The 26549-nt window shown below is 43.7% G+C and carries 22 protein-coding genes; 11 read left to right on the top strand and 11 right to left on the bottom strand.

Features of this window, described 5'->3' with window-relative positions; translation table 11 throughout:
• The first annotated feature begins 1 nt into the window (after position 1).
• The 9 genes from L0P89_RS08530 (at position 2) to pheS (ending at position 10890) form a co-directional block, all read left to right on the top strand.
• Positions 2 to 1651: a BatD family protein gene (locus L0P89_RS08530; protein WP_235264679.1), complete on the top strand. Its 1650-nt coding sequence runs from the start codon at positions 2 to 4 to the stop codon at positions 1649 to 1651.
• Positions 1651 to 2649, top strand: a complete 999-nt coding sequence (locus tag L0P89_RS08525; RefSeq protein ID WP_235264678.1) for a vWA domain-containing protein — start codon at positions 1651 to 1653, stop codon at positions 2647 to 2649. Before L0P89_RS08530 ends, L0P89_RS08525 begins: the two co-directional genes overlap by 1 nt.
• Entirely contained in the window at positions 2649 to 3695 is a 1047-nt protein-coding gene (locus L0P89_RS08520; RefSeq protein ID WP_235264677.1) for a VWA domain-containing protein, read from the top strand. The genes L0P89_RS08525 and L0P89_RS08520 overlap by 1 nt, the downstream gene beginning before the upstream one ends.
• A complete protein-coding gene (locus L0P89_RS08515) occupies positions 3676 to 4572 on the top strand; it encodes a tetratricopeptide repeat protein (protein WP_235264676.1) in 897 nt (298 codons plus the stop codon). The genes L0P89_RS08520 and L0P89_RS08515 overlap by 20 nt, the downstream gene beginning before the upstream one ends.
• Entirely contained in the window at positions 4572 to 6353 is a 1782-nt protein-coding gene (locus L0P89_RS08510) for a BatD family protein (RefSeq protein ID WP_235264675.1), read from the top strand. Before L0P89_RS08515 ends, L0P89_RS08510 begins: the two co-directional genes overlap by 1 nt.
• A gap of 2 nt (positions 6354 to 6355) precedes the next feature.
• Complete coding sequence (locus L0P89_RS08505; RefSeq protein ID WP_235264674.1) at positions 6356 to 7114, top strand: SH3 domain-containing protein; 759 nt, start codon at positions 6356 to 6358, stop codon at positions 7112 to 7114.
• An 86-nt stretch (positions 7115 to 7200) separates the two neighbouring features.
• Positions 7201 to 7836, top strand: coding sequence for a carbonic anhydrase (locus L0P89_RS08500; RefSeq protein WP_235264673.1), 636 nt, complete (start codon positions 7201 to 7203; stop codon positions 7834 to 7836).
• 55 nt (positions 7837 to 7891) lie between these two features.
• The gene (locus L0P89_RS08495) at positions 7892 to 9754 is read left to right on the top strand and encodes a SulP family inorganic anion transporter (RefSeq protein WP_235264672.1); all 1863 of its coding nucleotides are present in this window, start codon (positions 7892 to 7894) and stop codon (positions 9752 to 9754) included.
• A 116-nt stretch (positions 9755 to 9870) separates the two neighbouring features.
• On the top strand, positions 9871 to 10890 hold the full coding sequence (gene pheS / locus L0P89_RS08490) for a phenylalanine--tRNA ligase subunit alpha (protein WP_235264671.1): 1020 nt from the start codon (positions 9871 to 9873) through the stop codon (positions 10888 to 10890).
• 3 nt (positions 10891 to 10893) lie between these two features.
• On the opposite strand, the gene L0P89_RS08485 is transcribed toward pheS, so the two are convergent.
• The 9 genes from L0P89_RS08485 to L0P89_RS08445 are packed head-to-tail and all read right to left on the bottom strand — an operon-like array spanning position 10894 to position 23456.
• On the bottom strand, positions 10894 to 11394 hold the full coding sequence (locus L0P89_RS08485) for a YciI family protein (RefSeq protein ID WP_235264670.1): 501 nt from the start codon (positions 11392 to 11394) through the stop codon (positions 10894 to 10896).
• On the bottom strand, positions 11382 to 11855 hold the full coding sequence (locus L0P89_RS08480; RefSeq protein ID WP_235264669.1) for a CYTH domain-containing protein: 474 nt from the start codon (positions 11853 to 11855) through the stop codon (positions 11382 to 11384). Before L0P89_RS08480 ends, L0P89_RS08485 begins: the two co-directional genes overlap by 13 nt.
• Before the next feature lie 45 nt (positions 11856 to 11900).
• A complete protein-coding gene (locus L0P89_RS08475) occupies positions 11901 to 13067 on the bottom strand; it encodes an MFS transporter (RefSeq protein WP_235264668.1) in 1167 nt (388 codons plus the stop codon).
• 10 nt (positions 13068 to 13077) lie between these two features.
• A complete protein-coding gene (locus L0P89_RS08470) occupies positions 13078 to 14007 on the bottom strand; it encodes an ROK family protein (protein ID WP_235264667.1) in 930 nt (309 codons plus the stop codon).
• 11 nt (positions 14008 to 14018) lie between these two features.
• Positions 14019 to 14756 carry a GntR family transcriptional regulator gene (locus L0P89_RS08465; protein ID WP_235267968.1) on the bottom strand — a complete coding sequence of 246 codons (738 nt, stop codon included), beginning with the start codon at positions 14754 to 14756 and terminating at the stop codon, positions 14019 to 14021.
• 2 nt (positions 14757 to 14758) lie between these two features.
• Positions 14759 to 16054 carry a GH36-type glycosyl hydrolase domain-containing protein gene (locus tag L0P89_RS08460; RefSeq protein ID WP_235267967.1) on the bottom strand — a complete coding sequence of 432 codons (1296 nt, stop codon included), beginning with the start codon at positions 16052 to 16054 and terminating at the stop codon, positions 14759 to 14761.
• Positions 16051 to 18450, bottom strand: coding sequence for a GH92 family glycosyl hydrolase (locus tag L0P89_RS08455; protein ID WP_235267966.1), 2400 nt, complete (start codon positions 18448 to 18450; stop codon positions 16051 to 16053). The genes L0P89_RS08460 and L0P89_RS08455 overlap by 4 nt, the downstream gene beginning before the upstream one ends.
• A complete protein-coding gene (locus L0P89_RS08450; protein ID WP_235267965.1) occupies positions 18447 to 21680 on the bottom strand; it encodes a GH92 family glycosyl hydrolase in 3234 nt (1077 codons plus the stop codon). Before L0P89_RS08450 ends, L0P89_RS08455 begins: the two co-directional genes overlap by 4 nt.
• 9 nt (positions 21681 to 21689) lie before the next feature.
• A complete protein-coding gene (locus tag L0P89_RS08445) occupies positions 21690 to 23456 on the bottom strand; it encodes a class I mannose-6-phosphate isomerase (RefSeq protein WP_235267964.1) in 1767 nt (588 codons plus the stop codon).
• A 220-nt stretch (positions 23457 to 23676) separates the two neighbouring features.
• Between L0P89_RS08445 and dinB the strand changes: the two genes are divergently transcribed.
• Positions 23677 to 24777 (top strand): DNA polymerase IV, encoded by a 1101-nt coding sequence (gene dinB / locus L0P89_RS08440; RefSeq protein ID WP_235267963.1) that lies wholly within the window; start codon positions 23677 to 23679, stop codon positions 24775 to 24777.
• 46 nt (positions 24778 to 24823) lie between these two features.
• Positions 24824 to 25417: a TetR/AcrR family transcriptional regulator gene (locus tag L0P89_RS08435; RefSeq protein WP_235267962.1), complete on the top strand. Its 594-nt coding sequence runs from the start codon at positions 24824 to 24826 to the stop codon at positions 25415 to 25417.
• Between the two features lie 32 nt (positions 25418 to 25449).
• Here the strand turns inward: L0P89_RS08435 and L0P89_RS08430 are convergent, their stop codons facing one another.
• Both L0P89_RS08430 and L0P89_RS08425 read right to left on the bottom strand, forming a co-directional pair.
• Positions 25450 to 25839, bottom strand: a complete 390-nt coding sequence (locus L0P89_RS08430) for a plastocyanin/azurin family copper-binding protein (RefSeq protein ID WP_235267961.1) — start codon at positions 25837 to 25839, stop codon at positions 25450 to 25452.
• 32 nt (positions 25840 to 25871) lie between these two features.
• Complete coding sequence (locus tag L0P89_RS08425; protein WP_235267960.1) at positions 25872 to 26420, bottom strand: carboxymuconolactone decarboxylase family protein; 549 nt, start codon at positions 26418 to 26420, stop codon at positions 25872 to 25874.
• Positions 26421 to 26549: the final 129 nt, after the last annotated feature.

Below are 26549 nucleotides of genomic sequence, written 5' to 3'. Positions count from 1 at the left end.
AATGAAGTGTGACAGACAAAATACAATGTTTACAACGCCCTTGGCCCAAGCCTTGGCCGTAGTGTTGCTATTTTGTCATGCCCATTTTTCTTTTGCACAATCAAAGGTCAAGGCCGAAGTCGATACCACTTCCATCAAAATCGGAGAACAAATTCGGTACAAGATAACCGTGGAGACCGATTCGACAGACCTTGTTCATTTTCCTGAAGACCAAACCTTTTCGCCCCTTGAAATGGTCGAGGCCCTGACCATCGACACCACAAGAAACAAAGAGCGAATGACGCTTCAGCGCATCTATGCGTTGACGCAGTTCGACAGTGGTTCGTACACCATACCACCACAGCGAATCGGCATAAACGAACAGCCTTTTTTGACCGATTCTTTTCAAATCGCGGTCGCCACGGTACCTGTCGATACCTTAACTCAGAAAATGTACGACATCAAGCCCTTGATAGAGGTCAAAAAAAATTATGCCCGAATTATAAAGATCATTTTGGGGGTTCTTTTGGCGTTGCTTCTGATCGGTGGCCCCATCTATTGGTTTTTCCTTCGAAAAAAGCCCTTGACCGAAGAAGAAAAAGAGGCCCTTTTACCTGCATATGACAGAGCATTGCTCGAATTGAAACGCTTAGAAAATTCGAGATACCTTATACAAGACGAATACAAAAAGTATTATTCTGAACTGACCAATATCGTAAGATCGTACCTAGAGGAAGAAGTACATGTTTCTGCCCTAGAGAGCACCACCAACCAACTCATCGATAAATTGGAAATGCTCAAAGATGCTGGAGAGCTCAATCTTGAAGAAGCTACGATCGAACAGTTCAAGAAAGTACTCGAAACTGCCGACTTGGTGAAATTTGCAAGGTCAAGACCACAGACTTCCATTGCAGAACAAGATAGAAAAGCCGTCGAATTGATCGTGGTCAAGACCAAAGAGGCCTTACCAGAGCCCACAGAGGAAGAACTACTTCAGAATGAAGAATATCTCAAAGAGCTTGCCCGAAAAAAACGCCAAAAAAGAATCTATTGGGCCGCCGCCATTTTTGTGGGAGTTTTGCTTTTGAGCGGCGCGGCCTCCATTGCCTATTTTGGTTTCAAGGAAGTAAAAGACACCGTTTTGGGGCATCCTACAAAAGAATTGTTGGAAAGTGAGTGGGTAAGCAGCTCATATGGATTCCCTCCTGTAGAATTGGAAACGCCCCAAGTACTCATCAGACAAAAAGTAGAGATCCCGACAGAAGCAAAAGAAAAGATCGATGGCACCCAGACCTTTGTCTACAACAGCCAAGAGAGCCTCTTCACGGTAGCGGCGACAGCGACCTCGTTTACAGAGGCGGTCGAGCCCGATTTTGAAAAGACCCTCGAGCAAATTTTGAAAAAATACGAAGAAGACGGGGCCAGAAACATTATTACCAAACAAGAAGAGTTTGTGACAAAAGCCGGGATACAAGGATTGAAGGTTTATGGTAGCGGCCAATTCAAAGTACCTGACTCTGATGAACTGGTACGTGGCAAATATGTGATCTTGAGTTTTGGTGGAAAAGGCTTTCAACAACATGTCTTGTTGAACTGGCTCGACGGTGATGAATATGCAGAAAAGATTGTTGAACGTATATTGGCTTCGGTCGATGTTAAAGCCCAAGTGTGATGTGGCAGCATATTGAATTCGCGAATCCTGAGTTTTTTTGGTTACTGTTACTGTTGCCAGTGGCCATACTTTGGTCTTTTTTTAAAAGGAAGAGAGAAATACCCTCCTTAAAAATGTCAAGTCTCAAAGGGTTCTCACATACTTCATTGCTCCCGAAATTGAAACCTTTGCTCTTTGTGCTAAGAGTGCTGGCATTGGCGTTGGTCATCACTGCCTTGGCAAGGCCTCAAACAGAAGATATCTCTACACGTACCAAAACCACCAAGGGAATCGACATCGTCATGGCCATCGATGTCTCATCAAGTATGTTGGCAAGAGACCTCAAACCAAACCGCTTGGTCGCCTTGAAAGAAGTGGCCGCCGATTTCATCAAAAAGAGACCAAACGACCGAATTGGCTTAGTGGCCTATGCCGGAGAAAGCTATACAAAGACCCCGATCACCAGCGACAAATCGATTGTACTGAATGCCCTTCGTGACATTTCTTACGGCGAACTGGAAGATGGTACCGCCATCGGTATGGGGCTGGCGACCTCGGTCAACAGATTGAAAGAAAGCAAGGCCATTAGCAAGGTTATCATCTTATTGACCGACGGAGTCAATAACTCGGGCTTCATCGAGCCACAAACGGCTGCCGACCTCGCTGTTGAATACAATATCAAGACGTACACCATCGGCCTAGGCACCAATGGCAATGCACTGACACCGATTGCCTACAATCGTGACGGTACATTTCGCTATGGCATGCGTCAAGTAGAGATTGACGAAGAGCTTTTGAAAGATATTGCCCAATTGACCGGAGGCACCTATTTCAGGGCGACCGACAACGAGAAACTTGAAGAAATCTACGAAGAGATAAACAAGTTGGAAAAAACCGAAATAGAAGAGTTCAAATATTATAAATACGAAGAAAAGTTCAGGCCATTGGTTTTTTTGGCCGGGGCTTTACTGTTAATGGAATGGGTACTTCGAAGTACTTTTTTTAGAAGTTCTATCTAATGATACAGCTTGACGAAAAAATTCATTTTTATCTGCTGGCCATTTTGCCCATAATGGTCTTGGTCTTTCTATTGCTGCAACTATGGAAAGTCAAGGTGCAAAAGCAGTTCGCCGATAAAAAACTTTTGAGACGGTTGGCCCCCAACAGGTCAATTTTGAAGTCTTCCTTAAAAATGATCTTCTTGTTGGCCGGCCTTTTCTTCTTGATTATCGGGTTGGTCAATCCAAAAATCGGCACCAAACTTGAAACGGTGAAAAGAGAAGGGGTCGATATCGTCTTCGCAGTCGATGTTTCAAAAAGTATGTTGGCAGAAGATATTGCCCCCAATCGTTTAGAAAAGTCAAAACGACTGGTCTCAGAGATCATCAACCAGTTGGCCAGCGATCGAATAGGCATCATCGCCTATGCGGGGCAAGCATATCCACAGCTGCCGATTACTACTGATTATGGTGCCGCAAAAATGTTTTTGCAGGGCATGAACACCAATATGCTGTCATCACAGGGTACGGCCATCAATGCGGCCATAGATTTGGCCAGCACCTATTACGACGATGCCGAACAGACCAACAGGGTGCTTTTCGTGATTTCCGATGGTGAAGACCATTCTGAGGGATCGACCCTGAAGGCAGTTGAAAATGCAGTTGAAAATGGTATTCGTGTGTTCACGATCGGTGTGGGCAAGACCAAGGGCGCACCCATTCCCATCAAGCGAAGCGGAGTGGTCGAAAGCCTTAAAAAAGATGCCGAGGGCGAAGTGGTCATCACCAAATTGAACGAGTCTGTGCTCGCAGAGATCGCCTATGAGGGCAACGGTGAATATATCGATGGCACCAATACCGATGATGCAGTGGATTTTATCAAGGAAGAACTGAACAAAATGGACAAGAAAGAGTTCGAAGCCAAACAGTTTGCAGAATACAAAGACCAGTTTCAATGGTTCTTGGGCATTGGCCTTTTATTTCTATTTTTAGATGTTTTCATTTTGGACAGAAAAACACAGTGGTTAAAAAAATTGAATCTATTCAATGAAGAGTACCATGGATAGGAGTGGTTTGATCTTTTTACTGGTTTTCTTGGCGTTCGGGCAGATTGGCCGTACACAAGAAGAAGCTGGCGATAATGGTATCGATGAAAAATCTATCAGAACAGCACAAAACCTTACCCATGAGGCAAATAAAGAGCTTCGGGCCAACGATTTTGTGGGTGCCGAGGTAGATTACCGTAAGGCCATTTCAAAAAATCCTGAAAATATTGCCGCCCCTTATAATTTAGGAAGGGCCTATTATAACCGGGAGAGCTTTGGCGAAGCCTTTGGGCGCTTCAAACAAGCTGGTGAAAAAGCCACGGCCAAACCAGAAAAACACAAAGCCTATCACAACATGGGCAATGTGTACATGAAGAACAAAGAATATCAAAAGGCGGTAGAAGCCTATAAAGAAGCCCTCCGCAATGACCCGAATGATGAGGAGACACGGTATAACCTGGCCTTGGCCAAGGAAATGTTGAAAAAACAGCAAGACGAACAAAAAAACGACCAAAACAAAGACGACGAACAAAACGAAGACCAACAAGACCAACAACAGCAGAACCAAGATCAGAACAACCAGGGCGAAAACGACAAGAAAGACGAGGGAGAGCAGAACGAAGACCAAAACAAAGATGAGGGGGACGAAGGAGACAAAGGCAATGAAAAGCCCGAAGAAAATAAAGAAGGGGAAGGAGAGCAGAAAAAAGAACAGCAACAAAAACCCAACAAAGGCGACCAACCTGACGAACAAAAGAAACCTAGACCGAACCAACTGTCAAAACAACAGATACAGAACCTTTTAGAGGCCATGCAGAACGAAGAGAAAAAGGTTCAAGAAAAATTGGAGGCGAAAAAAGTAAAGGGAGCCAAAATCAAAAATGAAAAAGACTGGTGATGCAGCGGCGTTTTCTACAATATTCGTTGATTTTTCTTTGCGCGTTTCTTGTTGCGCCCCTAGCTTTGGCACAAGACGATGAAGTTACTTTCAATGTCAACTTGAGCAAAGAAAAATTAGGGGTCAATGAACGGTTGCGGGTCGAGTTCAAGATGAACAAAGATGGCGATAATTTTGTTCCGCCAGATTTTGAGGGGTTCAAAGTAGTCATGGGGCCATCGCAATCCATAAGTTCTTCATGGATAAACGGCAAACGCAGTTTTTCAAAATCGTACTCCTATATTCTGACCCCAACGAAACAGGGTAGGTTCACCATCGAGCAGGCCACCATCGAAATCAGTGGTGAAACATACAAGACCGTTCCGAAAGCGGTCGAAGTGACCTCGGCGGTAGACAACCCCAATGCCCCCAAGACAGTAGATGATGTGGCCGATGAAAGCCTTCACTTAGTGGCCGAGGTCTCAAAATCTTCCCCCTACCTGAACGAGGCCGTGAGTGTGGTGTACAAACTATATATCAGTCCGAATATCAGCGTAACCAATTATCGGCATATTGACAACCCCAAGTACAATAATTTCTGGAGTCAAGATATCCCTGTGACCAAGTATAATACGGTCAATACCACTTTCAGGGGCAAGCCCTATCGGAGTGTTGTCTTAAAGCGGATGGTACTTTATCCGCAGAAAACCGGAAAATTGGAAATCGAGCCGTTATCACTTGAAATTTATGTGGATGTTCCCACCAACAGGCGTGATTTTTTTGGAGGCAGAATCTATAAGCAGGCCAGCAAGACAGTCTCTGCAGGCAAAAGGCTGCTCAACGTCAGAAGGCTGCCTGAAACGGGCAAACCCGCAAATTTTGGAGGAGCGGTCGGCCAGTTTGACTTTTCTGTGAGCACAAGTAAGTCTTCATTGAATGCCTCTGAGTCGTTGCAGGCCAAAATTGAGGTAAGTGGCAATGGAAATTTAAAGTTGTTTCAATTGCCAGAGCCCGAGCTTCCGAGCGCACTGGAAGTATATGAACCTGAATTTGAGGAAAAAGTTCGAACCACTTCTTCCGGCATGGAGGGAAAAGTGTCCAACAATTACACCATCGTTCCTTCCTATAAAGGAAAATACCCTATTCCGAGCATTTCTTTCAGTTATTTCAATCCGAAGACAGGAAAATACCATACACTTGAATCGGAAGAAATCACCTTGGATGTACTTCAAGGCCCGACCGATGCTACCACCTCGATAGCTTCTAATAATGGAGGCACCAAATTTGTCGTGCCCACGGGCAAGCAGTTCCATTTCATAAAAGTGAACCCAAACCTCACTAAGATCGATACTGACTTTTTCTTTGGTTCAACACGCTTCTATCTGCTATTGATTTCGCCATTGTTGCTTATTCCCGTAGCAATTTTGGTGTTCAAAAGAAGAAAGGCCATCGCAAGTGATGTGGAAGGAAACAGATTGAAGCGAGCAGATAGATTGGCCAAAAAATACCTATCAACGGCCAAAAAAGAATTGGGCAACGAAGATCATTTTTATATCGCATTGGAAAAAGCACTTCACAACTACCTGAAAGCCAAACTGAAAATCGTCACCAGTGAGTTCAGCAAAGAGAAGATAATGGTTCTGTTGAATGATAAAGATGTTGATGAAGATACTGTCAATGGTTTCATCGCATTGCTAAAAAACTGCGAGATGGCTAGGTACAGTCCCTTTTCAGAAGTGCAGATGCAGCAAGATTACGACAAGGCAAGTGAAGTCATTTCGAAAATGGACAAACAACTGTGAATATGAAGAAATATTTGGCTAGTGTTGTATTGTTTGCCAGCGTGTGGGCAAATGCCCAAAGCGATCAATTGTTCTCCCAGGCCAATGATGCCTACAATTCGGGCGAATACCAAAAAGCTATTGAATTATATGAAGAAATAATAGCAGATGGGCTGCATTCTTCAGAACTATATTTCAATTTGGGCAACGCCCATTACAAGTTGAACGAAATAGGACCTAGTATTTATTATTATGAAAAAGCCCTATTGCTAAACCCCAGCGATGGTGAAATCAAGAACAATTTGGTCTATGCCCAGAACATGAGGCTTGATGCCATAGAAAAAATGCCCAAAACGGCCATGGCAAAAATCTATGAAGGTGTTATAGGCCTTTTTTCTTTTGACCAGTGGGCCGCCATGGCGGTCATATCTGCAATGATATTCGTCTTGGCCTATCTGTTTTATTATTTCATGCGTTCAGCATTAAAAAAACGCATTGCTTTCATCTCAAGCATGGTTTCAATGTTTTTGGCATTCTGGGCACTGATCTTTTCTTATCTGAGACATCAAGAGTACAAGAACGATAAACCTGCGATTATCTTTTCTGAAGAGGTCAAGATAACAGCTGAACCCAACAATCGAAGCCAAGCGGTCTTCATCTTGCATGAAGGCACCAAAGTCAATGTACTTGACCAATATGATGGATGGAGTAAAATCAAGATAGCCGATGGGCAGACAGGTTGGATGCCCACCGAAAACCTAAAATCTCTAAAAGATTTTTGATCACCTTCAGCATTATTTGCAAAAGTATTACTTTTAAATATGCTTCAAAACCCCTATTTTAAAGCCTAAATAAAAGCATCGTTGTTATGTTATACTATAAAGATATTCTTGAAAAGAACAAAAAATGGGCGGCCGAGAAACTTGCCAGCAATCCTGAATATTTCAGTGAAATGTCAAAGGGGCAGCACCCTCCGTTGCTGTGGCTGGGCTGCGCTGACAGCAGGGTACCCTCGAGCGAGATCATAGGGGCTGAACCTGGCGAGGTCTTTACCCATAGAAATATTGCCAATATGGCCATACATACAGACATCAATATGCTCAGTGTGCTCGAATATGCGGTCAATGCCCTTAAAGTAAGGCACATTATTGTATGCGGGCACTATGGCTGTGGAGGCGTGAAAGCAGCCATGGGGAACAGTACTGTCGGGTTTGTAGGCAAGTGGATACGCCATATCAAAGACATCTATGCCAAATATAGAGAAGAGCTTGAGGCTATCGACGATGAAAATAAAAGGTGGGATCGTCTGGTAGAATTGAACGTCAAGGAACAGGTTGCAGACCTTGCCAAAACCTCGATAGTACAAAATGCCTGGAAAGAAGGTCAGTTTCTTCATCTTCATGGTTGGGTATATGACATTAAAACGGGTATTGCGAACGATATGGAAATCAGCATGAACGATGTCACACAATTAGATGACATCTATCACATACGACCAGATTAAGGTTCTCTTATTGCCAATCCGATATTCACAAACAATCTTTCTTTAAATCAACAATATGAAGAATCTTTTCGCCCATTTTAGGGGCGATCTTTTTGGAGGCATCACCGCAGGTATCGTAGCACTACCCTTGGCACTTGCGTTCGGGGTGAGTTCAGGGTTGGGCCCAAGTGCCGGATTATACGGAGCGATATTCATCAGTTTTTTTGCCGCCTTGTTCGGAGGAACAAACACCCAAATATCTGGCCCGACAGCACCCATGACAGCTGTAAGCATGGTCATCATTGCAGGTATATTGGCCGTAAACGATGGTGATGTGGGCAAAGCGCTGCCCATCATACTGGCAGTTTTTCTTTTGGCCGGATTGATGCAGATAGGATTGGGAATCATAGGGCTTGGTAAATACATCAAGTATATTCCCTACCCAGTGGTCTCGGGGTTCATGACAGCCATCGGGGTCATCATACTGGTCACCCAGATTCTTCCAGCGGTAGGGTACTATCCAAAAGAAGACAACGATTATGTGTCAGAGTATATACCGGCAGCAGAAGAGGAGATTTTAGAGAACATTCTCAAAGAAGAGGCCGGTGAGGGCATTTTGGTACTGGAAGATTTTGAGGAAACCATTCGAAGGGCAGAAATGACCACTGAGGCCGATATACTCAAAGAATCACAAACCCTTGCCGCCAAAGATGCCTCTGGGGTAGTAGGTACCATCAAGGTATTGCCCAGAGCCTTGAAAAATATCGATTGGCTTGAGTTGGTCTTGGCCTTGGCGACCATTTTTATCATTTATGGGTTCAAACGCATTACCACGGCCGTACCGAGCACCCTGGTCGCCTTGATAGTCGTTTCGGGGGTTGCCTTTGGATTCGGACTCGATTACCGCCCTATTGAACAGATTCCTGAAGGGTTGCCAATCTTGCAGATGGACATTTTTACCCAATTCAAATTGACGGCCATTACACCCTATATTTTTACGGCCCTTACCTTGGCCCTTTTGGGGGCGATCGACTCATTGCTGACCTCTGTGGTCGCCGATAATATGACCAATACCAAGCACAAACCCAACAAAGAACTGGTAGGGCAAGGCATAGGCAATAGTATAGCGGCCGTTTTTGGCGGTATTCCCGGGGCCGGTGCCACCATACGTACGGTGGTCAATATCAATTCAGGGGGCAAGACCCGCCTTTCGGGTATGATCGCCGGTGTTTTGCTTTTGCTCATTTTGCTCGCTCTTGGTCCTGTGGCCTCACAAATTCCTGCGGCGGTTTTGGCCGGTATTTTGGTCACTGTGGGTATCGGGGTAATGGATTATAAGGGCCTAAAGGCCATTCCTTACCTGCCAAAAGACATAAAGCTGGGCCCATTGAAGCTCAGTTCTGAGGTCATTATCATGTTGACGGTCTTGGTTTTGTCGTCGATATGGAATTTGGTCTATGCCGTGGGCATTGGCCTGGTCATCGCATCTTTGATGTTCATGAAGAAAATCGGGGATTTGACGGCCAAACGATCAGATGTTAAACCACTGCACGAACAGCCTTGGGCAGATGAAAAAGGTTTTCCGGAAAAACTCAAGGAAGAGGTCGTCATCAAGCACATCAAGGGGCCCCTTTTCTTCGGATCCACAAGTGATTTTCAGCAATTGGCGCTACAGATACCACATTTTGCCTCAACGGTCGTTATCAGAATGGATCGGATGCAGTATATGGACCAGTCTGGTCTTTATGCCATGGAAGATGTCTTGCAAGACCTCAAAAGAAATGGTAAGACCGCTCTCTTGGTGGGTATTTTAGATCAACCGAGATATATGATGGAGCGCATTGATATTATCCCCGATTTGATTCCCGAAGAACATGTTTTTGAAAATGTTGATGATTGTATTGATTGGGTCAAAGAAAATGTGGAGGATGTCATATAAAAATCTATGGCATCAAATTGCTGTTGAAATATTCTTGACCTGATAGAACGGCTAATGCTTTTACCTCATTTTCTTGTACAATTCATTAAATTTGTCGGCCAATAAGGCCGCCAAGAATGATAGATACCATAAAACAATATTTACAAGAAGTTGAGGGTTTTACCTCTACATCAAAAGAGGAGATCGAAACGTTCAGAATTAAGTATTTGGGCAAAAAAGGCCTTTTGAACGAGTTTTTTGCCGAGTTCAAAAATGTGCCCGCAGCACAAAAAAAAGAGTTTGGCCAGGTCATCAACGAGTTGAAAAAAGCCGCTACCGAAAAAGTCGATGCACTTCAAGAGGCATTGAAAGACCAAAATAATCTTACAGGAAAATATGATGACCTTACCAAGCCTGGCGAACCTGTTGAAATTGGGGCCCGGCATCCCATATCAATAGTAAAAAACCAAATAATCGATATTTTTTCTAGGATAGGTTTCAATGTGTCAGAAGGGCCTGAAATTGAAGATGATTGGCATAATTTCACGGCGCTGAACCTGCCAGAATACCATCCTGCCCGCGACATGCAAGATACGTTCTTCATACAGACCGATCCCGATATTCTCTTGCGAACACACACCTCTTCGGTTCAGGTACGCTATATGGAAAAGCATAAGCCCCCCATTCGTACCATTTCACCGGGCCGTGTTTATCGCAATGAGGCCATTTCGGCGCGTTCGCACTGCTTTTTTCACCAGGTAGAAGGTCTTTATGTTGACAAAAACGTTTCATTTGCCGACTTAAAACAGACGTTACAATATTTCACTACAGAAATGTTCGGCAAGTCAAAGATTCGACTGCGCCCCTCTTACTTTCCTTTTACAGAACCCAGTGCCGAAGTCGATGTTTACTGGGGGTTGGAAACCGAGACCGATTACCGTATGACCAAAGGTACCGGTTGGCTTGAAATTATGGGCTGTGGCATGGTAGACCCCAATGTGTTACAGAATTGCGGTATCGACTCAGAGGTTTATTCAGGTTTTGCCTTTGGCATGGGCATTGACCGAATCGCCCTGTTGTTGCACCAAATACCTGACATTCGCTTGCTGAGCGAGAACGATGTGAGATTTTTGGAGCAGTTTAAATCTTCTATTTAGACACTATCTCAAAGGGTATCCCTTAGCGGCCCACCAAGGCCTTACCTCAATGGCCAAACGGCCCGCCTTTACAGCGGGATCCATATTCGCAAGGCTATCGGCCATTTTTAAGGTGGGCACATTGTAAATTGTGATTCCCCGCACCTCACCTTCGTCACCAAAAGGGCCAGAAATGTCAGCATAGCCCTGATCGTACATTTGTTTCAAATGTGCCAAATGAAGCATTTGAAGACTATCGGCCTCTTCTTTTGACTGCGAACGAATGGGCCCGCTTTTTAAAAAGGCCACAAAATATTGCTGCATCAAAATAGTGTCTTTGGTCTCTTCGTCAACAAAATCAACCACTTGATAACCCTCTGAGGTGAGTTTGTTCTTTATTTCCATTATGGTTTTTTCGGCTTTGGCAGAAGCCACTTCAATAGGTTGTTCTGTGGGGTTTTCCGTTTGCTTGCAAGAAACCGTCAACAGTAGGGTCAATGCAAATACATACCTTATTCTTTCCATTGCGTGTATGGATTTTTTGTCAGTTGTGAATTGTAATATTTTATGTTTCCCGTAACTTCTTCACCCAACCAATAGGGTTTTTCGAAGACTTCGTCTTCATGGAAAAGCTCGATCTCGGCGATAACGAGCCCTTTGTTCTCTCCCAAAAACTCATCTACTTCGAAAACATGTCTTCCAAAGGGTATGGTGAACCTGTTTTTTTCCAAGATTGGACCCTCGCATAAATCGATAAGATCGGTCGCTTCGTTCAACGGTATCTCTGTCTCCCATTCAAAACGACTGGTACCCGAATCGTTACCGGCTCCCTTTATGGTCAAGAATCCTTTGCCATCAGCAATTCGTACCCTTACCGTTCGATCTGGATGGGTGTTCAAAAATCCTTGGACCATTCGGGTCTGCGCCTCGGCTTCATGTTTGAAGGTGTCGGTGGTCACCAAAAATTTACGTTCAATTTCGATCATGTTCAGTCCCTTCTGTTTTTGGTGATCATCTCGGACTTTTACCTGCTACTGACCGGCAACTTCGTCTCTGTTTTTAAATAAGGGTACCACGAGCATATAGACAAAACAGAGCGCCAATACCAATAAGCTTCCCGTCACTCCGCTGCTTGAACTTAAGGCGCCCATTATCGGCGGAATTACTGCCCCGCCCACTATGGCCATTACCAATAAACCTGATATCTCGTTGGCTCGTTTGGGCATTCCATTTATAGCGATTGAAAACACAAGTGGAAAAAGGTTTCCTGCGCCCAAGCCGACTATGAAAATACCTGTTTGGGCCATAAGTCCAGAAGTAGAGAACCAAATCAGCAAAATACCTGCCAAGGCCAAAACAGTAGTGGTCACCAAGAAAAATACGGGTTTTAAAAATTGCAATAGAATAGCCCCAACAAACCTACTGATCATGAGGGCGGTAAAATATATGCTAATGCCATAGGAAGCTTTTTCCAAAGAGAATCCATGAAGTTTCATCAAAAATCCTTGAATGTTGGAGTTCATGCCCACATCGGCCCCGACAATGAGAAATATCCCGATGACCATGGCCAGAACAAATTTGTTGGTCAACAACTGCATGCACGACCTGAACGAAGCAGGTGTCTCAGATTTGATGTTTTCCTCTATGCCCGTGCCCGAAAGCCAAAGTGCTGAAACCAATGTGACAAGGGCGTATACGATAAAGACCCATTTCCAGTCTCCATATGTAATGGCGGCATAGGTGGCCAATATGGGGCCCAATAGCGATGTAATGGCTTTTACGAACTGGGCGAGGCTCAGGGAACTCGAAAGCTTTTTTTTGGAAACGACTTCCTGTAACAGCGGATTGGCAGCTACCTGTATGATCGTATTGCCGATGCCTATACCAATGAACGCCACTAAAGCCGAGGCAAACGAATAATAGACAAAAGGAATGAGCAACCCCACCAAAGTGATTACAAGACCAATGTTCATCATACGTTTTTTCCCTATTTTATCTTGAAGTACCCCGACGGGGATCGAGAACACAAAGAACCAGATGAACACCATAAAAGGGAGAAACTGTGCCATGGTGTCTGAAAGATCAAAGTCTTTCTGTACATAGCCGGTGGAAACCCCTACTATGTCTACGAACCCCATAACGATAAATGTTAGGAATACGGGCAATATTTTACTAAGGTTGATTTTTTTTGAAGTCATTTACAATAGTTTAAAGGTTGGGTAAGTCGTCTTTTACCAAATTCCAAAATGTAGGGTCAAAAAGCTTTGCGCTGCCAATGATGGCAGCATCTTCCATTAACGAAGATATCTCAAACCCGATCGTTACATCTACCTTATGCAGTTCACTCTCAAGAGTTGGTAGAAACAAGTCACTGGCTTTGGAAACATTTCCGCCCATGACAAGAATTTGGGGTTGAAATTTTTTAAGAAATGGTATCATGAAATCAGCCATGTTTTTGCCAAATTCCTCAAACAGTTGCCTTGAATGAACGGTATTCGCCTCCGCTATTTCTTTGACCCCAGAAACTTTAATTGAAGAGATTTCTTGATAGCGTGCAACGCACCAACGGGTTGAAAAATAATCGTCGGCAATGCCCGATTTGTAGGGCTTGTCCCAAAGGCAGCCACTTTCGGGAACTTCAGGATGATTTACCAGAGGCACACCATCTTTTATAAATGCCGAACCAAAGCCCGTGCCCAAGGTAACGACAACAACTCTATTATGGTTCTTCGCCTTACCCTGCGTGGCCACGCCCACCCCAAAAGCAGTGGCATCGTTGAGAAACCTCAGCGTCACATTTTCACTATCTATATATTGGGGCAATTCATCTGGTATGGAAACCTTGTACAAACTTTCGTACTTATCGTTTCCTCCCTCGAACATGGCTACCCCGGTCTTATAATGAAAAGGTCCCGGTATGGCAAATCCAACATTTGCCATGTCGACAATATTTGCAGCTTCAATGGTCTTGTTGATGGCCGTACTCCAATCTTTTAAGATAATTTCTTTTGATGCCTTATTATCGATCTTGACCGAATGGGTAGTTCCAGGAAGAATTTCATTGGAACGTAAATCCACTGCGGCACTTGTAATATGACTACCTCCTATATCTACACCAATTGTTATTTGATCATTCATTGTTTATCTATCTATAGTTCTCTTTTGATTTCGATATCATATGTAAAGTAATCGGTGTGGTAATATACAATATTGTATTCAACCGGCCTGTCTCCGGCATCACATACCAAGCGCTCCCGCTTCAATATTGGCATATCAATGGCCACTTCAAGTACCGTGGCCAAATCTTTATCGGCCCTGATGGCACTAATTTTTTCTTTGGACGTAGCCACTAGGGTGTCATGTTGGTTTTCAAGTAATTCATACAATGGAACAGTGAAATCTTCATGCCCAGTAATGCCGACCCGAGGATGAAAATACGATACCGAATACAGGTATTTCGCTTTTTTCGATCCTCTTATCTTTTCCAATTTCCACAACTTCTTAGGTTTAGAAATGCCCAGTGCATCGTACGCCTCATCTATGGCATTTATATGGGAAACATCGATTGCATAGTTGACCACCTCTATACCCTGTTTGCGCATTTCTTTGGTAAAACTGATCCAATTATCAAGTCTTGTCGTTATCCTTTTATTAACGACTTTGGTGCCAACCCCTTTTTTGCGCGCTATCAGCTGTTCATTGACCAAGGTATTGACGGCCTGCCTGACCGTATTTCTTGAAACCCCCAATTTTTTTGCAAGGGTCACTTCATTGGGCAAAAAGCTATTGCCGTTACGGTATTGTTCTTGAACGATCAAAGTTCGTAGATACCCTTCTATTTGTGCATGAAAGGGTATTGGGCTTTTTTGGTCCAGTTTAAAGTCCATCTTTACTTGTTTTGGGCCTTGGCCCATTCTTCCATTCCCTTGATTGACATATACAGTACCCCGGCCGATCCCCTGAACGTTCCCGAACCTTCAGGTTTGTTATCAATCGTGTACCATTCATAAAAACCATCGTTCTTTATCACCCTATCGGTCATGGGCAATAGCTGTTCATACGCCTCCTTGACAAAACCATATCTGACCAATTGTTGGATCATGCGAGCTCCGAACCAGGTCCAATCGCCACCATTTTGATAGCTGTATTCTGGATTCATTATTTTGTTCACGAAAAAACCATCGGGATAAGGCGGATAGAGCGTAAGGCCGATTGATGCTGCACCTGCCTGTTTCACCCTTGACACCATTTCTTCAAGAGACCCCAATACTTCCTCTTCTGACAGTAAGTCTGCTTCTATCGCCACTGCCGTTCCGCCAAAATAATATATTTCATTCTCATTGAAGTCTTGCGGGAAGGGTGAGCCGTTCAAATAAATATGTGGAATGAATTTTTGGTTCTTGTAATCCCATAAATGTGTTCTCGAATTTTCTACCAATTGATCGCGTATAGAAAGCCATTTGCTTTTTGTGTGGGGCAAGAGTTCGACCAAATTGTTCAATGCGATGATCATCATCGCATTATCGTAAATATCAATGGCCCTATGTGTATTTTCATCGAGGTCAACCCCCCAACCATGCTCTGGTTGCACGTCTCCCCAATCTGCGGTAGTGGCACCCCAAAGTAGACCATATTCTTTTGAGAAACGTTCGTTCATAAGAAATTCCATGGCCCATTCCATTCGTTCCGACACGGTCTTATCGCCTATTTCCACATCAAGTATGGTTGTGTCGCCGGTGGCCTTGACATATTTATGAACAGTCTGTACCAAAGAGGTCTCTTGGTCAGTCTCCACCGTATTTTTATGGCCAGCATAGCGGGGTTCCAATTCTGAGTAACTGAAGTCGGTCTCTCCCTCGCCTATCTTTTCTGCAGGGGTAAACCCATCGATAATGTTTCCATCGTCACCCTGCATACGAAAGAAAACAAGAAGATTTTCTTTCAGTTCTTCTTTTGGATATACTTCTGCCGCCAGTTCGATAAAAGTGTTGTAATCACGGATCCAGACTTCACGATAGCCATCTCCCGCATTGAATCCGGTTTTGACAACTGCCAAGGCCCTATCTTTTACTTCTTCAAATTGTTGGTTGGAAAGGATTTTTTCGGCCAGTTCCTTATTCTCTTTATCAGCGACACAGCCAATAAGTAAAAAGCCAAAAAAGAATGGTATCATATTTTTCATCATCTATTATTTTCGGTTGACATTGAGGGGGGTGGGGTTTTTGTGCCCCATTCGGTATCGGGTTCAGAGGCCATTTCAAAAACAAGCTTGCCCCCGTGCATCAATTCACTGTGGTACATCCAGTTTTTGGCAATCGGTTTGCCATTAAATGTAAGTGATTGTACATATAGATTGTTCGGGTGTTGGTTCTTCGTTTCAATAACCAGTTCTTTACCTGGATAATAGTCTTTATCGAGCTGTACGGTTATCTTGTCGAACAGGGGGCTTCCAAACTGAAATGTTGGTTTTGCTGAAGTGTGTCCCTGCACATCGAACAAGCCCATAGAGGCCATGACATACCATGCCCCCAACTGCCCTTGGTCTTCGTCTTGCCCTACGCCATACCCGTGCAAAGGTTCGGTTCCATAGAATTCATTGCAAATGGTGCGAACCCATTTTTGGGTAAGCCAGGGCTTGCCCGAATAGTTGAACAACCAGGCATTGTGCAAACAGGGCTGGTTACCGTGATTGTAAAGTTTTTCTACCCCTGAAAAGCTATGGATCTCTTCTGGGTTACCCCCGAACATACTTTTTTGGGCAGCCGTGAACATGGTTTCCAAGCGTTCATTGAACAAGGGTTTACCGACAAGATCGATAAGGCCTGCAGGGTCATGGGGAACATACCAGGTATATTGGTACGCATTACCCTCTTGAAAACCGTCCCAGCCCCTCATGGGGTCAAAGTCTTCGATAAAAGCGCCGCTTTCGAGCCTAGGGCGTATGAACTTGGTTTCGGGATCGAACAGGTTCTTATAATACCCCGCCTGCTCCATGAGCCTGTCATGGCTTTCCTTGTCTTTCATGCTCTCGGCCATTTGCGCCACGGCGTACGAGCTAAAACTATACTCTAAGGTGTGCGATGCCCCAAAATTGAATACCCAGCCATTAGAGATCACGGTATCTTTATACGATACATACCCATCTTTAATGAAGTGGCTTAAATCATATTTTCCATTGCCCAAATTTCTGCCACGGTATTCAAGTTCATTTTTCAAGGCAGCCTCATAACCATTATTTATATCAAAGTCACGTATGCCCACATTGTAGGCAGAGGCCAACAGAAGACCTTGAAAATTGGTCTGCACGCCATTGGTAAAAACACCGTTGGCCGCCCCATCATGTAGCCAGCCCCTGTCTTTATAAAAATCGATATTCGACTGTACATACTCACTAAAATAATCGGGGTAGGCCAGAGCCCAAAGCTGGCTCAGGTTCCAGAAACCGCCCCATATGCCGTCGGTATTGTAATGGTGGTACTTGGGCTTGCCATCGCTATCTAAAGATGTCTTGCCTATTTTTCCGTCCACCAAGGGATAATCGCCATTGACGTCACTTGAAAGGCCACGACCCAATAGGGCATGGTAAAGCCCTGTATAGAACTTGACCCTATCTTTTTCCCTACCGCCCTCAACGACTATTTTGTTAAGTTTCTTGTTCCAAATGTTTTTGGATTCGTTTTTGATAGTGTCGAAATCTTTTCCCTTGGTCTCGGTTTCCAAATTCAAGCGGGCATTGGCTATCGAAGTATAGCTCAACCCAATTTGCATTTCTAAAATCTCTTCTTGATGCATTGAGAAAGTAAGGTAGAGTCCGTTGTTGATCCCCTTGGTTTTTGTAGCCCCCACATTTTGGACGGAATCGATGAAACTTCCCATCTTTATGGGCTTTTTGCCGAGCTTGGCCACAAAATACATCATTACCCTTTTTTCTGGGTCACAGAATTTCACGTATTCGGGATAGGTCTCGATATAGCCTTCCACCTCATCTCCATTGACAAGTCGGGCATGGGCATCGGTCACATCGCTGCTCTCACCCTGTTTATGCCCGATATCGATAATGAGGTGGGCCTCATCGGTTTTTGGAAAGGTATATCGATGGAGTGCTACCCTTTCGGTCGAGGTCAGTTCTGCCCTTATGTCATAATCGGTCAAATGAACACTGTAATACCCCGCCTCGGCATGTTCGGTTTCTTTATCGAATCTAGATCGATATCCCTCATCAGGATTTTCCAAGGTTCCCGGAACGGTCTTCAACGATCCGATGGTTGGCATAATCACCAATCCCCCGATTTGAAACTCATGAAAATTGCCAAACCCCTCAATGGAGGTATGGCGGTCATCATAGCCCGTGGGGCCCCATCCTCCTTGGCTATTGTACGCATTGGTATGCGGTGCCAGTTTTGCCATGCCGAAGGGTCGGGCCGCAGGTGTATAAAAAAACCATCGGCCATGAACAGAGCCAATCTGTGGATCTACATATTGTACAAGGTCGTGCAAGGGCTTTTTTTCTTCATTCTTGCTTTCGCTACAGCTTGCAAGACACAATAAAAGAAGAAGGACGGTTGTTGCGTATTTCATCATTTTGGGTTTTTTGGCAGTTCGTTCACGCCCCAGCTTTTATTTGGTTGGGGACCCATAATCAATTCCAATACCCCTCCCTTTGTCAACTCACTTGCAGAAAACCAAAAATTGTTCAATTCTACACCGTTAAGGGTCGCTTTTTGTACATATTTATTGAGAAAAGAAGTGTTTTTGGCAATAATGGTGAACGTTTTGCCCCTGCCATATCGATTATTCAAATTAATGGCAGCCTTTTCGAACAGAGGACTGCCAATCTCATAGATGGGAGCTTCTCTCGTACCGCCATCTGTTTGAAAAAGCCCAAGGGAAGACATGATGAACCAAGCGCTCATCTGACCTTGGTCTTCATCGCCCAAATAGGCATTCGACACGCCATAACCGTAATAACGTTGCATGATATCCCTACTCCATTTTTGGGTAAGCCATGGTTTTTTTGCCCAATTGAACAAGTAGGCAAAATGCATTGATTGCTGGTTTCCCTGTATCACGGGGAAATCCCAGTAGAGCTCATTGGGGGCATTGTATCGCCATATATTGCTCACCTCGAAGCCCCCATTCAAACGTTTTACAAATTCGTCTTCCCCAATAATTTCGACAAGGGCTGGAATGTCTTGTGGCACAAAAAACGTGAGTTGCCATGCATTGCCCTCAACAAATTGATGGTTTCCCCCCGTTTTGATGGGGTCAAAATTCTCATACCATGTGCCATCTGAATGTCGAAGCCTGGCATACCCGATTTCAGGGTCAATTGCATTTTTCCACCAATATGCCCTGTCTATAAACGCGGTATATTCTTCTTTTTTATTAAGTGCCTTGGCAAGTTGTGATACCGCAAAATCATCGAACGAATACTCTAACGTATTGGAAAAACGCCCTTTGTTATAGGGCACATAGCGATATTTTAGATACGATTCCAAATCTCTATTGCCTGCGTAACCGTTGCCCACTTTTTCACCGGGAACCGTTTGCATTTTATATATGGCCCTAAAGGCTTTTTCAACATCGAAATCACGTATTCCCATTTGATAGGCCGCCACGATCAGCGGTATTTCATGCTCTGCCACCATAACGGGTATGTACTCCATTCCAGCAGGCCCTTTGGCCAGCCAGCCATTGGCATCGTACATCGCCAGTTGCGATTTCACCCATTTTGAAGACCAGTCGGGAGTGATCAGGTTCCAAAATTGATTAAGATTCCAAAACGTATTCCAAAAGGCATCGCACCCAAGTGCGACGTCGTCAGGATTTTTAAACTTACGTACTTGCTCGGTAGCATCGACCCAACTGCCGTCTACATCACTAAATATGTTACGGCTCACCAATGCCCTGTACATATTGGTATAGAATCGTGTTTTTTCCAATCTATCGTCTGTGGATATCAATACCCTTTCCAACAACTGTTCCCACGATGCTTCATGATGGCTTCGCACCTTATCAAAGCTCCACCCAAATGGTGTTGTAATTTCCTCTTTCAAGTTGAGGGCCGCATTATCAATACTTACAAAAGACAATCCGGTTCTTGTTTGCACCACTTGGGTTTCTTTGGTGTCAAAACCAACAAAGGCAACGACATCTTCAGGATTGACCAACGTAAGCTTATCGACATCATTTGAAGTCGATACATCTTTATTTCCCTTTTCAGGGCCGTCTGCCCAAATGCCAAACCCAGTGATGGGTCTATCAAATTCCATTACAAAATGGAGGGTGTACTCTTGTTCGATCTCATCCCATTCTCTTCGCTTGTCACCATCTTCGACCATCTGCTTTCTGTAATACTGCTCGCCCCAGACCGATGGTGAAACCTGTTTGCTGTACCCTACGATTTTGTAATCGCTTATTTTTTCTAAATGTGCTTCTTTTATGTTATAGCCATATTCAGCAGGTATTTTTAGGTCGACCAATATTCTTGAACCGGGCACATTCTTAGGATAGGTATACCGTTGAAAGCTACATCTTGTTGTGGCCGTAAGCTCTGCCTTGATGTTGTAATCATCTAGTACGACCGAATAATAGCCCAAAGGGGTTTTTTCGGTTTTTTTATCTATACGGGAGCGATACCCGGTATCGGGTTCCCCTTGATTGCCGATTTCAGTAACCAAAGGACCGTTGGTGGGAAACGTGCCCAACCCTGCCATGGTCCATTCATGAATATGGCTGAAGGTTCCGACACTTTCAAAAGTAGGTTGATATCCTGCCTGCCAACCACTATTCTGATTATCGGGACTTATTTTCGCCATTCCGAACGGCATCCAAGGGCCTGGGGCTATCATCCACCTTGAATGGCCCGAACCTATTTTGGTGTCTACGTAGTCTACGAGGCGATTCAATTTTTGTGGTGTTCTTTTGATTGTGCCTTCGTCGACAATCTTTCCGTTCACAAGAACTTTATAATGACTCATTTTTGATTTGCCCACAGATGGCATGGGCACCTCAAAAACATGCCTGCCATTTTCGACCACTTTTCTAAATACATCGTTATCATCCAATTGCACCCTAAGCTCTGGCGTTCCTGATAAATGTTGTGCCTCTAGCAAAAGTGGTTGGAACCTTATGCCATTTTCAAGTAATTCATAGTGGGCAGGTTCTATTTTTTTGATAAATATATTTTTTGGCTTCAGCAAACGCACATCCCCAGAAGCTTCCAATCTAATTTGATCGAACACTAGCCAACTTCCCTCCAAAGTTGTCAACTGAAGCTCGTTGCCCCCCTCGTTTATCAGTTCGGCATCAACGGGAATTTCAATTACTTGCTCTTGAGAATCAGCCATATTCCCTGTTAAGGCATCGGCATTCTTTCCATTTTTTAAACGAAATTTCCATGACTGTCCATTCAGGGACACTTTTAAGAAGGGTGGTTTTTCGGGGCTGCAATCCAAAATATCCACAATAAGTTTCCACGTACTTTTTTTCGTTTTTTTGGCTATGCCGAACAACAGGTTCAATTGATGGGGGCGTATGCCCGATAATCCAGATGTTCCGCCCCAGTAGTCGTCGGCACCGGGCAGCACATAGGGAAAATCTTTGCGCTCTTCTGAATGCCCAATTACAAAAAAACGGTCTTCCCATCCAAAATCCTTCTCCAAAAATTTATTGAACCCTGACGGGGCCAAGGCAAACTCGTTTCCGCTATTGTCTGACCGCCCAATTTGCCAGACTATCTCTTGCTGTGAATAGGCCATGGCCAACAGCATAAGGTTTACGAGCAGACAATATGTTTTTTTTGTTCCCATAGATAATAATCAGCACATTTCGTCTTTTACAAAAGAGACAATGACCCTTGCCTTTGCATTTCCTTTATTGATCAAGCTATAGTTGCCCGCTGCTGCCGGTATGGCAAAAGTCTCCGCGTAATGAAAAACTTGTTCGGCCCCATTGGTGTCCAGCACTATCTTTTCACCCTCGACCAACATCAGTACATGGCACTGCCCTTGGGTGTCAATATGTACTTCATCATCAAAATCATATCGATATATGTCATAAAAATGATCGGGATGTGTGGGCAGGTGTATTTTTTCCCAGTTTTTTCCCGAAGCTTCTACCCTGGGTTTAGATATCAATGTTTCGGCCACCTTTTGGCCCCTTCTTTCAAAATTAAGATTCTCAAATGCCCTTTCAATGTTCAAAGGCCTCGGGTTGCCCTCTAGATCTAACCGTTGCCAGTCATACATTTTGAAAGTAAAAATGTAAGGTGTAGCGCTGATTTCAAGAACCAAATTATCAACCCCCGAACAGTGAACAGTACCATGGGGTATCAAAAAAAGGTCATGCTTTTTGGCAGGGAGCTTTTGTACATATTTCTCAACATCCAATACTTCCTTGCTATTATGGCTATGAACAAGGGCTTCTTTAAATTCTGCGGAATCAATATCTTTTTGAAACCCTAGATATACGTTGGCGCCTTTTCCCGCATCAAGTATGTAATAGGTTTCGTCTTGAGTGAAATTTTCACCAAAATTGTTTTTGATATACGCTGGCGACGGATGGCATTGTACCGATAGATTGCCCCCATCAAATGTGTCAAGAAAATCGAAGCGAATCGGAAATTCATCACCAAATCTCTTTGCTGCCCTGCCCAAGACATTTTCACGCTCTTGATACATGAGCATATCAAACGAGACTTCCAAAAGTAGACCATCACTTTCAAACACCAATCCATTTTCGGGTACTATCATCTCAAAAGACCAGGCATAGTTCGGCACTTTTTGATTTAGGTCTTTTATTTTTCCCTTCATCCATTGACCGCCCCAAACACCGGGTTCAAACCAAGGCCTGACCCTGAAGTACCTTTTTGACATTCTGGCCAAGCCTTTTCTCATCGCATCGCCCATCATCCAAGTAGGATGGTTTGGCCGCTGTTGGTCTACCACAATGGAGATTTGGGGCAATAATCTTTTTTTCTCCCTGTTCAGCACTTCCCAATCAACAAAATAAAAGTGCTTGTACATTTGTTTATGATCTTTGGGGGAACTAAAACCGAGATTGGTTATGGCATTGGCGCGCATTCGATATTGAAGTTCGTTCTTCGGAATGTCGAAATAGACCAAAAAACCTTCAATCGATGTTTGGGCTGCCCCGGTACCATAAATAATATTGCTATCGGCATTTTCATCTAATTCGAGGTTTTTCAACTTCTCTTGATCAAAATACGCAGAGAGACCGATATCGGCCCTGTGTCCAAATAAGGGATCATCTGCTCCCAAAAAAGGTGCTATCAATACTGAAATCTCATTTTCTGGCCTCAAAAAGTCCTTTACGTGAATGAATGATACCTCTTGACCTTTTTCTTGAAGTTCAGCCCCCAGTGAAGTGCATACCTCATGCCAATCAACACCGATATACCCATCAAGAATTACTGTTTTTTTCCCTAGGATCTCTTGGGCCAAACCCTTATATCCTTCGTTGATGACCCCACTTTTAAGAGGAAATGAGGGAAAGATATCATATGATGAATCATTGTGGCCATTCTTGAAAACCGGAAGCAAATATTGAGAAGTCTTTCTTTGCATAGCGCGAGACATACCAAAAGGGCCTCTAAGATACTAATTATGTTTAAACATATGTACATATAAGTTTATTTTCTTGTTTCTCTCCACCAGATTTTTAACAAGGCCAGGGTAGTTCAAAAAGAGTATCGATACCTTTTCCCTTATGGATACGGCTGTTCTAAATGGCCAAGTTGTTCTTCGTACGTGCCCTTTTCGTTGCAAGTTGTCATACATTTATAGTATGGAAATGGATTTCCCTTTACGAAAGATCATTCATGTTGATATGGATGCTTTTTATGCTTCCGTAGAGCAACATGACAATCCAGAACTAAAGGGGAAACCCATAGCCGTAGGAGGCGGTTCAAAACGCGGTGTGGTATCGGCCGCCAGTTATGAGGCACGAAAATTTGGGGTTCGTAGTGCCATGGCTGGCTACATCGCCAAGAAAAACTGTCCAGATCTCATCTTTGTCAAACCCCGATTTGACAGATATAAGGAAGTTTCGCAGCAGGTACGAGACATCTTTTTTGAATATACCGATTTGGTCGAGCCCCTTTCGCTGGATGAAGCTTATTTAGATGTGACCGAAAACAAAAAAGGAAACCCGTCGGCTACCTTGATCGCCAAGGAAATACGACAAAAAATTCTTGAAAAAACAGGATTGACCGCTTCAGCGGGCATATCGATCAACAAGTTCATCGCCAAGGTGGCCAGTGATTACAACAAACCCAACGGACAGAAAACCGTGAACCCAGAGGAGGTCATCCCTTTTTTGGAAGGCCTCGACATTCGAAAATTTTATGGCGTGGGCAAGGTCACTGCCGAAAAAATGTATCGATTGGGCATCTTCAACGGCAAAGACCTAAAAGAAAAGTCACTTGTTTTTTTGAATACCCATTTCGGAAAAAACGGCAAATACTACTACCATGTGGTTCGCGGTCAGCACAACAGTGCCGTGAAGCCACATCGTACCCCGAAGTCAGTGGGGGCCGAACGCACTTTTAGTGAAAACCTGAGCAGCGAAATCTTTATGTTGGAACGTTTAGAGAATATCTCACAAGAACTGGAGCGTCGCCTAAAAAAATCAAAAATCGCCGGAAAAACGGTGACTTTAAAGATCAAGTACAGCGATTTCACCTTACAGACCCGCAGTAAGACCCTGCCCTATTTCATTTCTGAAAAGGCCATGATCCTAGAAATGGCAAAAGAGCTTTTGTACCAGTCTTCTCTAGAAAACTCTGTACGGCTTTTGGGTATATCGCTTTCAAATCTGAATACCCCAGACAAGAAGTCAGAACCAAAGGAAAATTCAATCTCGGTACAGCTAAGATTTGATTTTTAACGAAAAAAAGCTGGTAGACAAACCGGTCTTTCTTAACTTTGAAGGCATGTCAGCCCCAGATATCGCCCTTCACATCTTAAAAACAGCCGGTTCACTCTTTTACAGAAACGGATACCACAATACCGGAATCAATGAAATCATAAAAGAAGCCGGCATTGCCAAAGCCACACTGTATAATCATTTTGAATCAAAAGATGCTATTTGTATCGCTTATCTTGAAGATAGGCATCGCAGCTTTATTTCTGCACTAAAGGCCTATGCAGAGCGTCGCGAAATAGGCAAACCAGCCCTAATGGCCATTTTTGATTATTTGATCGATGTGTATCGAAATAGTGCTTTTTATGGCTGTTGGGCTTCAAGAATTTATGGTGAACTGCCACAAGAAAATCGAAAAATTGCCGAGGTCATTCGCCAACAAAAAAAGGATTTGTTGCTGTTTTTAGAAGGGTTGGTGCGACGTAACTTCGTGAATATTTCAAAGGCCGAGGTCGAAAAAATATCAGGGGGTCTCTATCTGCTTTATGAAAGTGCCATGACGGAAAGCTATGTGCACAAAAGCGATTGGCCTATTTACCTTGCAAAGAATATGGCCCCTAGTTTGTTCAATGGGGTTCAATGGGCAGAAAAAAGCCCCGACTAAAAATGTCGGGGCTTTCAACTATTTAGATCGACCTACTCTACAATCAAAAGATTGTCTGTCGCCGTTGGGTTCAATGGGCAAAAATAAATGTACTCTCCCTTTTCAAGCTTAGTGGGTTTTGATTTTTGGGTATCACCCGTTTTTACCGGTGCGGTAACATAAGCGGTCTGAATATGGTTTTCAGGTTTGCTGATATCCTTTCCCTTCTTTACCAATACAAAGCCCACATTGTGGTCAATACCATTGTTCTTGATCTCGAAAACATAGGTGCCTTCATTGACGGTCAAACTCTTTTTGGTAAATTCTCCCGGGGTTTGTTCCAACTCAATGGTCTTCATCGATTTATCGACCATGCTGTCTTGTGCATTTGCGTTAAGCACTACACCTATTGTCAAAACTAAAATTGCGATTACTTTTTTCATTTTTACGTATTTAGATTTATTGTTGAATTCTACTATACTGTTGCTGCTTCTAAGGGTTGCGCTACAGGAAAATCAATGGGCACATCAGTCGTTTTGTGCAGATAGTTTGAAATGGTTTTGTCACCGACCAATACTATGGTATCGACCAAATTTTCTTTGGTCCATCCGGCAGCAAAGAAATTCTCGACCACTTCTGCATCTGTTGCCCCTCTATTTTCGGTGATGTTTTTGGCCAAACGTGCCAAAGCATCCAGTTTGTTGTCAAAAGAAGCCTTGCCCAGACGCAGTTCTATTATTTGGTCATCGCTGAAACCGTTCATCTTACCGATGGCGGTATGCGCAGACAAACAGTACGAACAGCCGTTCACTTGGCTCACCGCTAGGTTTACGACTTCTTTCTCTTTAGCGCTCAATGAAGTCTTTGCGCCTGAAAGTGTCAAATAATTGCCAAGTGCATTTTTTGAATACGCATATGTGGCATATAGATTGGGTACAAAGCCCACGGCTTTTTCAAGCGTATCGAACAAGGCTTGGTTGTTTTCACTTACTTCTTCCCTTCTGGGTACATTAAATGTGCTCATGATCTTAATTGTTTATAGGATTATTATTCTGATTAAAAATTCTTTATAAAAGGTTTCTCGGCATCACAGTAGAAATCATGGTGGTATTTCTTGTTGCAATGTTCTTCTATGGCAACGGACGGCGTTGTC

It is taken from the genome of Muricauda sp. SCSIO 65647 (assembly GCF_021534965.1).
GTDB lineage: Bacteria > Bacteroidota > Bacteroidia > Flavobacteriales > Flavobacteriaceae > Flagellimonas_A.
The sequence above is the reverse complement of the archived record's forward strand: the minus strand, read 5'-3'. Positions and strand labels throughout refer to the sequence as shown.